7 protein-coding genes are annotated in these 6,830 nt (G+C 71.2%); 1 reads left to right on the forward strand and 6 read right to left on the reverse strand.

The window, feature by feature from the left end; translation table 11 throughout:
* Positions 1-12: 12 nt before the first annotated feature.
* The 5 genes from gatB to ABZ281_RS31130 form a co-directional block, all read right to left on the reverse strand.
* Positions 13-1,527, reverse strand: coding sequence for an Asp-tRNA(Asn)/Glu-tRNA(Gln) amidotransferase subunit GatB (gatB, locus tag ABZ281_RS31110; protein ID WP_356660873.1), 1,515 nt, complete (start codon positions 1,525-1,527; stop codon positions 13-15).
* 16 nt (positions 1,528-1,543) lie between these two features.
* Entirely contained in the window at positions 1,544-1,783 is a 240-nt protein-coding gene (locus ABZ281_RS31115) for a hypothetical protein (protein ID WP_030851407.1), read from the reverse strand.
* Positions 1,780-3,273, reverse strand: a complete 1,494-nt coding sequence (gatA, locus tag ABZ281_RS31120; protein WP_356660875.1) for an Asp-tRNA(Asn)/Glu-tRNA(Gln) amidotransferase subunit GatA — start codon at positions 3,271-3,273, stop codon at positions 1,780-1,782. Before gatA ends, ABZ281_RS31115 begins: the two co-directional genes overlap by 4 nt.
* A 5-nt stretch (positions 3,274-3,278) precedes the next feature.
* Positions 3,279-3,575 carry an Asp-tRNA(Asn)/Glu-tRNA(Gln) amidotransferase subunit GatC gene (gene gatC, locus ABZ281_RS31125; RefSeq protein WP_030851400.1) on the reverse strand — a complete coding sequence of 99 codons (297 nt, stop codon included), beginning with the start codon at positions 3,573-3,575 and terminating at the stop codon, positions 3,279-3,281.
* 103 nt (positions 3,576-3,678) lie between these two features.
* Positions 3,679-4,050 (reverse strand): DUF4267 domain-containing protein, encoded by a 372-nt coding sequence (locus ABZ281_RS31130; RefSeq protein WP_356660877.1) that lies wholly within the window; start codon positions 4,048-4,050, stop codon positions 3,679-3,681.
* A gap of 95 nt (positions 4,051-4,145) precedes the next feature.
* On the opposite strand from ABZ281_RS31130, the gene ABZ281_RS31135 reads away from it, so the two are divergent.
* Complete coding sequence (locus ABZ281_RS31135; protein ID WP_356660879.1) at positions 4,146-4,733, forward strand: TetR/AcrR family transcriptional regulator; 588 nt, start codon at positions 4,146-4,148, stop codon at positions 4,731-4,733.
* A gap of 54 nt (positions 4,734-4,787) precedes the next feature.
* Here ABZ281_RS31135 and ABZ281_RS31140 read toward each other — a convergent pair.
* A partial coding sequence (locus ABZ281_RS31140; RefSeq protein ID WP_356660881.1) for a bifunctional diguanylate cyclase/phosphodiesterase occupies positions 4,788-6,830 on the reverse strand: 2,043 nt, incomplete at its 5' end.

Below are 6,830 nucleotides of genomic sequence, written 5' to 3' on the forward strand. Positions count from 1 at the left end.
GGTCCGCCGGGGTCAGCCCTCGCTGACGCCCAGCTTCTCCAGGATGAGCTCCTTGACGCGGGCCGCGTCGGCCTGGCCGCGCGTGGCCTTCATGACGGCGCCGACCAGCGCACCGGCCGCGGCCACCTTGCCGCCGCGGATCTTGTCCGCGACGCCCGGGTTGCCGGCGATGGCCTCCTCGACGGCGGTGGTGAGGGCGCCCTCGTCGGAGACGACCTTCAGACCGCGCTTGTCGACGACCTCGTCCGGGGTCCCCTCGCCCGCGAGGACGCCCTCGATGACCTGCCGGGCCAGCTTGTCGTTCAGGTCGCCCTTGGCGACGAGCTCGGTGACGCGGGCGACCTGCGCCGGCGTGATCGCGAGCTCGTCGAGCGACGTGCCCGACTCGTTGGCGCTGCGGGCCAGCTCGCCCATCCACCACTTGCGGGCGGAGGCGGCGTCCGCCCCGGCCTCGATCGTGGCGACGATGGGCTCCAGCGCGCCTGCGTTGAGGATCGCCTGCATGTCGGTGGCCGAGACGCCCCACTCCTCGCGGAGCCGGCTGCGGCGGACCAGCGGCAGCTCGGGCAGACGGGCCCGGATCTCCTCGACCCACTCGCGGGACGGGGCCACCGGGACGAGGTCGGGCTCCGGGAAGTACCGGTAGTCCTCGGCCTCCTCCTTCACACGGCCCGAGGTCGTCGACCCCGTGTCCTCGTGGAAGTGGCGGGTCTCCTGGATGATCGTGCCGCCGGACGACAGCACGGCCGCGTGCCGCTGGATCTCGAAGCGGGCCGCGCGCTCCACGGACCTGAGCGAGTTGACGTTCTTCGTCTCGGAACGCGTGCCGAACTTCTCCCGGCCGTGCGGGCGCAGCGACAGGTTCACGTCGCAGCGCATCTGGCCCATCTCCATGCGGGCCTCGGAGACCCCGAGCGCCTTGATGAGCTCGCGCAGCTCACGGACGTAGGCCCGCGCGACCTCGGGGGCACGCTCGCCCGCGCCCTCGATCGGCTTGGTGACGATCTCGATGAGCGGGATACCGGCGCGGTTGTAGTCCAGCAGGGAGTGGGACGCGCCGTGGATGCGGCCGGTGGCGCCGCCGACGTGGGTCGACTTGCCGGTGTCCTCCTCCATGTGGGCGCGTTCGATCTCCACGCGGAAGGTCTCGCCGTCCTCCAGCTGGACGTCGAGGTAGCCGTTGAAGGCGATCGGCTCGTCGTACTGGGAGGTCTGGAAGTTCTTCGGCATGTCCGGATAGAAGTAGTTCTTCCGGGCGAAGCGGCACCACTCGGCGATCTCGCAGTTCAGCGCGAGGCCGATCCTGATCGCGGACTCGACGCCGGTCGCGTTGACGACCGGGAGCGCGCCGGGCAGGCCGAGGCAGACCGGGCAGGTCTGCGTGTTGGCGTCCTGGCCGAGGGCGGTCGAGCAGCCGCAGAACATCTTGGTCTTGGTGCCGAGTTCGACATGGACCTCGAGGCCCATGACGGGGTCGTACGACGCGAGTGCGTCCTCGTACGACACCAGGTCGGTCGTGGTGGTCACGGTGAGTACTTCCCTCTCAGCCCAGCAGAACGTCGTCGTCGCCCAGCTGCTTCAGCTCGCGATAGAGAATGGCCAGGTTGGTGACGACCGCGGCTCCGGTCACGACGGCGTCGAGCAGCCGCAGCGTGTCGTTGTCTCCGCGGGCCTTCTTGATCTGCTTGTAGACCCCGACGGCGCCGAACGCCGACGTGGCCATCGAGATGTACAGACCGGACTTGGACTTCTTGAAGCCCTTGGCCTTGGACAGTGCGCTCACAGCGACGGAGCCTCCTCGATCAGCGGGTGGCCCCACTTTTCCACGAAGGCGGCCTCGACGGCGGCTCCCACCTTGTACAGGCGGTCGTCCTTCATGACGGGGGCGATGATCTGCAGGCCGACCGGGAGGTTGTCCTCCGGGGCGAGACCGCACGGCAGCGACATGGCCGCGTTGCCCGCCAGGTTGGTCGGGATGGTGCACAGGTCGGCGAGGTACATCGCCATCGGGTCGTCGGCGCGCTCGCCGATCGCGAAGGCGGTGGTCGGGGTCGTCGGGGAGACGATCACGTCGACCTGCTCGAACGCCTTGTCGAAGTCCTGCTTGATGAGCGTGCGGACCTTCTGGGCGCTGCCGTAGTAGGCGTCGTAGTAGCCGCTCGACAGGGCGTACGTGCCGAGCATGATGCGGCGCTTGACCTCGGGGCCGAAGCCGGCCTCGCGGGTGAGGGAGGTGACCTCCTCGGCGGAGTGCGTGCCGTCGTCGCCGGTCCGCAGGCCGTAGCGCAGGCCGTCGAAGCGGGCGAGGTTGGAGGAGCACTCGGAGGGCGCGATCAGGTAGTACGCCGACAGCGCCAGGTCGAAGGACGGGCAGTCCAGCTCGACGATCTCGGCGCCCAGTTCCTTGAGCAGTTCGACGGACTCGTCGAAGCGCTGGATGACGCCGGCCTGGTAGCCCTCGCCGCGGAACTGCTTGACGACGCCGACCCGCATGCCTTCGACGCTGCCGTTGCGGGCGGCCTCGACGACCGCCGGGACCGGCTCGTCGATGGAGGTGGAGTCGAGCGGGTCGTGCCCGGCGATGACCTCGTGCAGCAGCGCCGCGTCCAGGACCGTGCGGGCGCAGGGCCCGCCCTGGTCGAGGGAGCTGGAGAAGGCGACCATGCCGTAGCGGGAGACCGCGCCGTACGTCGGCTTCACACCGACCGTGCCGGTGACGGAGGCCGGCTGGCGGATGGAGCCGCCGGTGTCGGTGCCGATGGCGAGGGGCGCCTGGAAGGAGGCGAGCGCGGCGGACGAACCGCCACCGGAGCCGCCGGGGATCTTGGTGAGGTCCCAGGGGTTGCCGGTCGGGCCGTAGGCGCTGTTCTCGGTGGAGGACCCCATGGCGAACTCGTCCATGTTGGTCTTGCCGAGGATCACCACGTCGGCGGCCTTGAGCCGCTTGGTGAGCGTCGCGTCGTACGGCGGGATCCAGCCCTCGAGGATCTTCGAACCGACGGTGGTCGGGATGCCCTCGGTCGTGAAGATGTCCTTCAGCGCCAGGGGCACGCCGGCCAGCGGGCCGAGCCTCTCCCCCTTGACGCGCTTCTCGTCCACGGCGCGGGCCTGGGCGAGGGCGCCCTCGCGGTCGACGTGCAGGAAGGCGTGCACCTTCTCGTCGACGGCCTCGATGCGGGCGAGGTGGGCCTCGGTGACCTGCACCGCGGTGAGTTCGCCGGAGGCGATCTTCGCGGCGGTCTCGGCGGCCGTGAGCTTGATGATGTCCGTCATGGCTGTTAGTCCTCCCCCAGGATCTGCGGCACCTTGAAACGCTGCTGCTCCTGGGCCGGGGCGCCGGAGAGCGCCTGCTCGGGGGTGAGCGACGGACGGACCTCGTCCTTGCGCATGACGTTCGTCAGCGGGAGCGGGTGCGAGGTCGGCGGTACGTCTTGGTCGGCGACCTCACTGACGCGTGCGACCGCGCCGATGATGTCGTCCAGCTGTCCCGCGAAGTGCTCGAGCTCTTCGGGCTTCAGCTCCAGACGCGCCAGCCGGGCGAGGTGGGCGACCTCCTCGCGCGTGATGCCAGGCATGCAGCGATCCTCTGGGGTGAGTGAATGTGGTGTGGCCCAATCCTATGGGGCGGGGAGCCGTGCCCGTGAAACGGTTTGCCGCCCGGGAGGCTCTCGGGCCCCCTCAGACCGCGAAGAGCAGTCCGGCACTGATCAGGATGACGACCGCGGTGGCGAAGTGGATGCCGAAGGCGACCGCCTTCGTGCCGCCGTTGCGCAGCACGATCAGGGTGTCGCCGAGCGGTATGAGAGCCACGGCGAGCATGAACCAGGCCTCGGCCCCGGCCCCCGCGAAGGCGAGCAGCGCCAGACCGACCAGTCCGAGGGTGCCGTCCCGCAGGCCCTTGATCGCCAGATAGGCCCCGGCGTCGCCACCGGGGTCGGCCGGGACGCCGTAGCCGGCGGCCGCGGGGGCGGGCTGGAACAGGAACCGGTAGCCGAGGAACAGGCAGAACAGGTTGAGCACGACGGCCAGGGTGAAGGCGGTGACGGTCACAACTCTCTCCGATGCGTGAGTTCTAGCGGCGCTAGGTATGAGAGCGAGGCTAACAGAGCGTCGACAGGGATTCTAGCGATGCTAGAATTCGACCCATGACGATCCAGACGCGCCGGGAGCGCGAACGAGCGGAACGCGAGCGGCTGATCGTGACGGCCGCGCGGGAACTGGCCGAGGCTGAGGGCTGGGACGCGGTGACCACGCGCCGACTCGCCGAGGAGATCGAGTACAGCCAGCCGGTGCTCTACAGCCACTTCAAGGGCAAGGGCGCGATCATGGCGGCGGTGGCGGTGCAGGGCTGCGCGGACCTGGCCGACGAGCTGCGGGCGGCGCGCACGGCGGCCGGGAGCGCCCGCGAGGCGCTGGCGGCGGTGGGCGGCGCGTACACCGCCTTCGCCCGGCGGCGGCCCGCGCTCTACGACGTGATCTTCACGCTCGCCGTGGACCTGCCCTTCGCCACCCCCGAGGCGCCGGCCGCCCTCCAGGACGCCTTCGGCGAACTGCTCCAGGCCGTCCTGCCGATCGCGGCGGACGGCGAGGACACGGGTCTGCTCACGGAGACGTACTGGGCCGGGCTGCACGGGCTGGTGACCCTGATGCGCAGCGGCCGGCTGCCCGAGGAGGCACACGAGCAGCGACTGGCACTGCTGATCGGCCACTTCGTGCCGCCCGGCACGAACTGAGCGCTCACCCGAGGACGTGGAACAACCGGGCGAGCCGAACAGCGGGGATGCGTCCTACTCGTCGGCCGTCGCCGCGGGGAGCGCGGCGCGCGGTCGCTGCCACCCCCGGGGCCCGCGCGCCCGCAGCCACGCCGTGGTCTCCTCCGGGGGCATCGCCGCCGCGACCAGCCAGCCCTGGACGGCGTCGCAGCCGAGGTCGCGCAGGCGCTCCCAGGTCTCGTCGTCCTCGACGCCCTCGGCGACGACGAGCAGGCCGAGGGAGTGCGCGAGGTCGACCGTGCAGCGCACGATCTCCGCGTCCTCGGTGTCGACCGCGAGCCGGGCCACGAACGAACGGTCGATCTTCAGCTCGCTGACCGGGAGCCGACGCAGGTGCACGAGTGAGGAGTAGCCCGTGCCGAAGTCGTCGAGGGACATCTTCACGCCGTGCGCGGTCAGTTGGTTGAGGGTGTCGGCGGCGCGCTGCGGGTCCTCCAGGAGGACGTGTTCCGTGATCTCCAGTTGGAGCGCTCCCGCCGGGACGCCGTGCCGGGCCAGCCGGGCGGCGACGGAGCCGGCGAAGCCGGGGGTGTGCACATCGCGCGGGGAGACGTTCACCGCGACCGGGACGAACAGGCCCTGCTCCCGCCAGTGCGCGACCTGGCCGAGCGCGGTCTCCAGGACGTACTCGGTGAGGTGGGGCATCAGGCCCGAGGACTCGGCGATCGCTATGAACTCGTCCGGCGGCACCTTGCCCCGCTCGGGGTGCACCCAGCGGACCAGGGCCTCCAAGCCCGCCACCTGACCGTCGAAGCGGACCTTGGGCTGGTAGTGCAGATGCACCTCGTGCGCGTCGAGGGCGCGGCGCAGATCGCCCAGCAGACCGAGGCGGTCGGGGGTGTTGGAGTCGCGCTTGGACTCGTAGACCTCGACACCGGTGCGGTCCCGCTTCGCCTGATACATCGCCACGTCCGCCCGCCGCAGCAGTCCTTCGGCGTCCAGGGCGTGGTCGGGGAAGACGGCGACTCCGGCGCTGGCCTCCAGCACGAGGGTGAGGCCGTCGAGGTCGAGGGGGGAACTGAGCGCGGCGACGAGGTTGCGGGCGACCCGGGTCGCGGAGGTCGTGGAGTCGGCGACCGGCAGTAAGACGGCGAACTCGTCCCCGCCGAGCCGGGCGGCCTCCGCCCCGCGCGGCAGTGCCACCCGCAGCCGGTCGGCGATCTGCAGCAGCAGCCGGTCACCGGCGAGATGACCGAGCGTGTCGTTGACCGACCGGAACCGGTCGAGGTCGATCAGCATCAGGGCGGCGCGGGCGTTGATCCGCTCCGCGTCGTCCAGCGCGGTCCAGATGCGCTCCAGCAGCCACTGGCGGTTGGGCAGACCAGTCAGCGGGTCGCGCAGCTGCTCCTCCGCCCGGGCCCGGGCTATCCACAGGGTGGAGTCCAGGGCGATCAGCGGGATGGAGAACAGCGGGAGCAGGATCGGCTTGGCCACGGCGACCACGCAGACCAGCGGCGCGATCCCCAGCAGCGCGACCGCGACCAGGCCTTGTCTGACCAGGGCGGTGCGGGCGACGGTGGGCAGTCCGGGGCGCGGAGCGTGCAGATACCAGAGCAGGACGCGGGTGACCGTCAGGTAGGCGACGGCGACCAGGGCCACCTGGGGCGCGGTGGCGAGGGTCCAGGCGGCGGGCTCCGCCGGGGACTCGACGGACGGCACGGTGCCGAAGACGCCCAGCACGAGCGCGCCGGCGCCGATGCCGAGGAGGTCGACCGCGCCGTGCAGCACGCCCTGACGCCAGCGGTTGCGGCGGGCTATGCCGACCAGCACGACGACCGTGAGGCTGACCATGCCGGCCGGAACCCAGCCGTAGAGCAGCAGCACGGCGAGGGTGAGGGCGGCGCCAGAGCCGGTGCCGCCCCACCACCGGGAGCGGCCCAGCATGACGAGGTGGCCGACGATGATGCCGGTGAGCACGGCCAGCGACCAGCCGGACGTGCCGGCCGGGAAGAGCGCGTGGCCGCCGGTGAAGGCGCGATAGAAGCCCGCGCCCAGGACGAGCCCGGAGCGCCTTGGTCCGGCCGATGCCGGTGACCGTGGAGCCGTTGGACGTGGGCG

This window comes from Streptomyces sp. NPDC006265 (genome assembly GCF_040613555.1).
Lineage (GTDB): Bacteria > Actinomycetota > Actinomycetes > Streptomycetales > Streptomycetaceae > Streptomyces.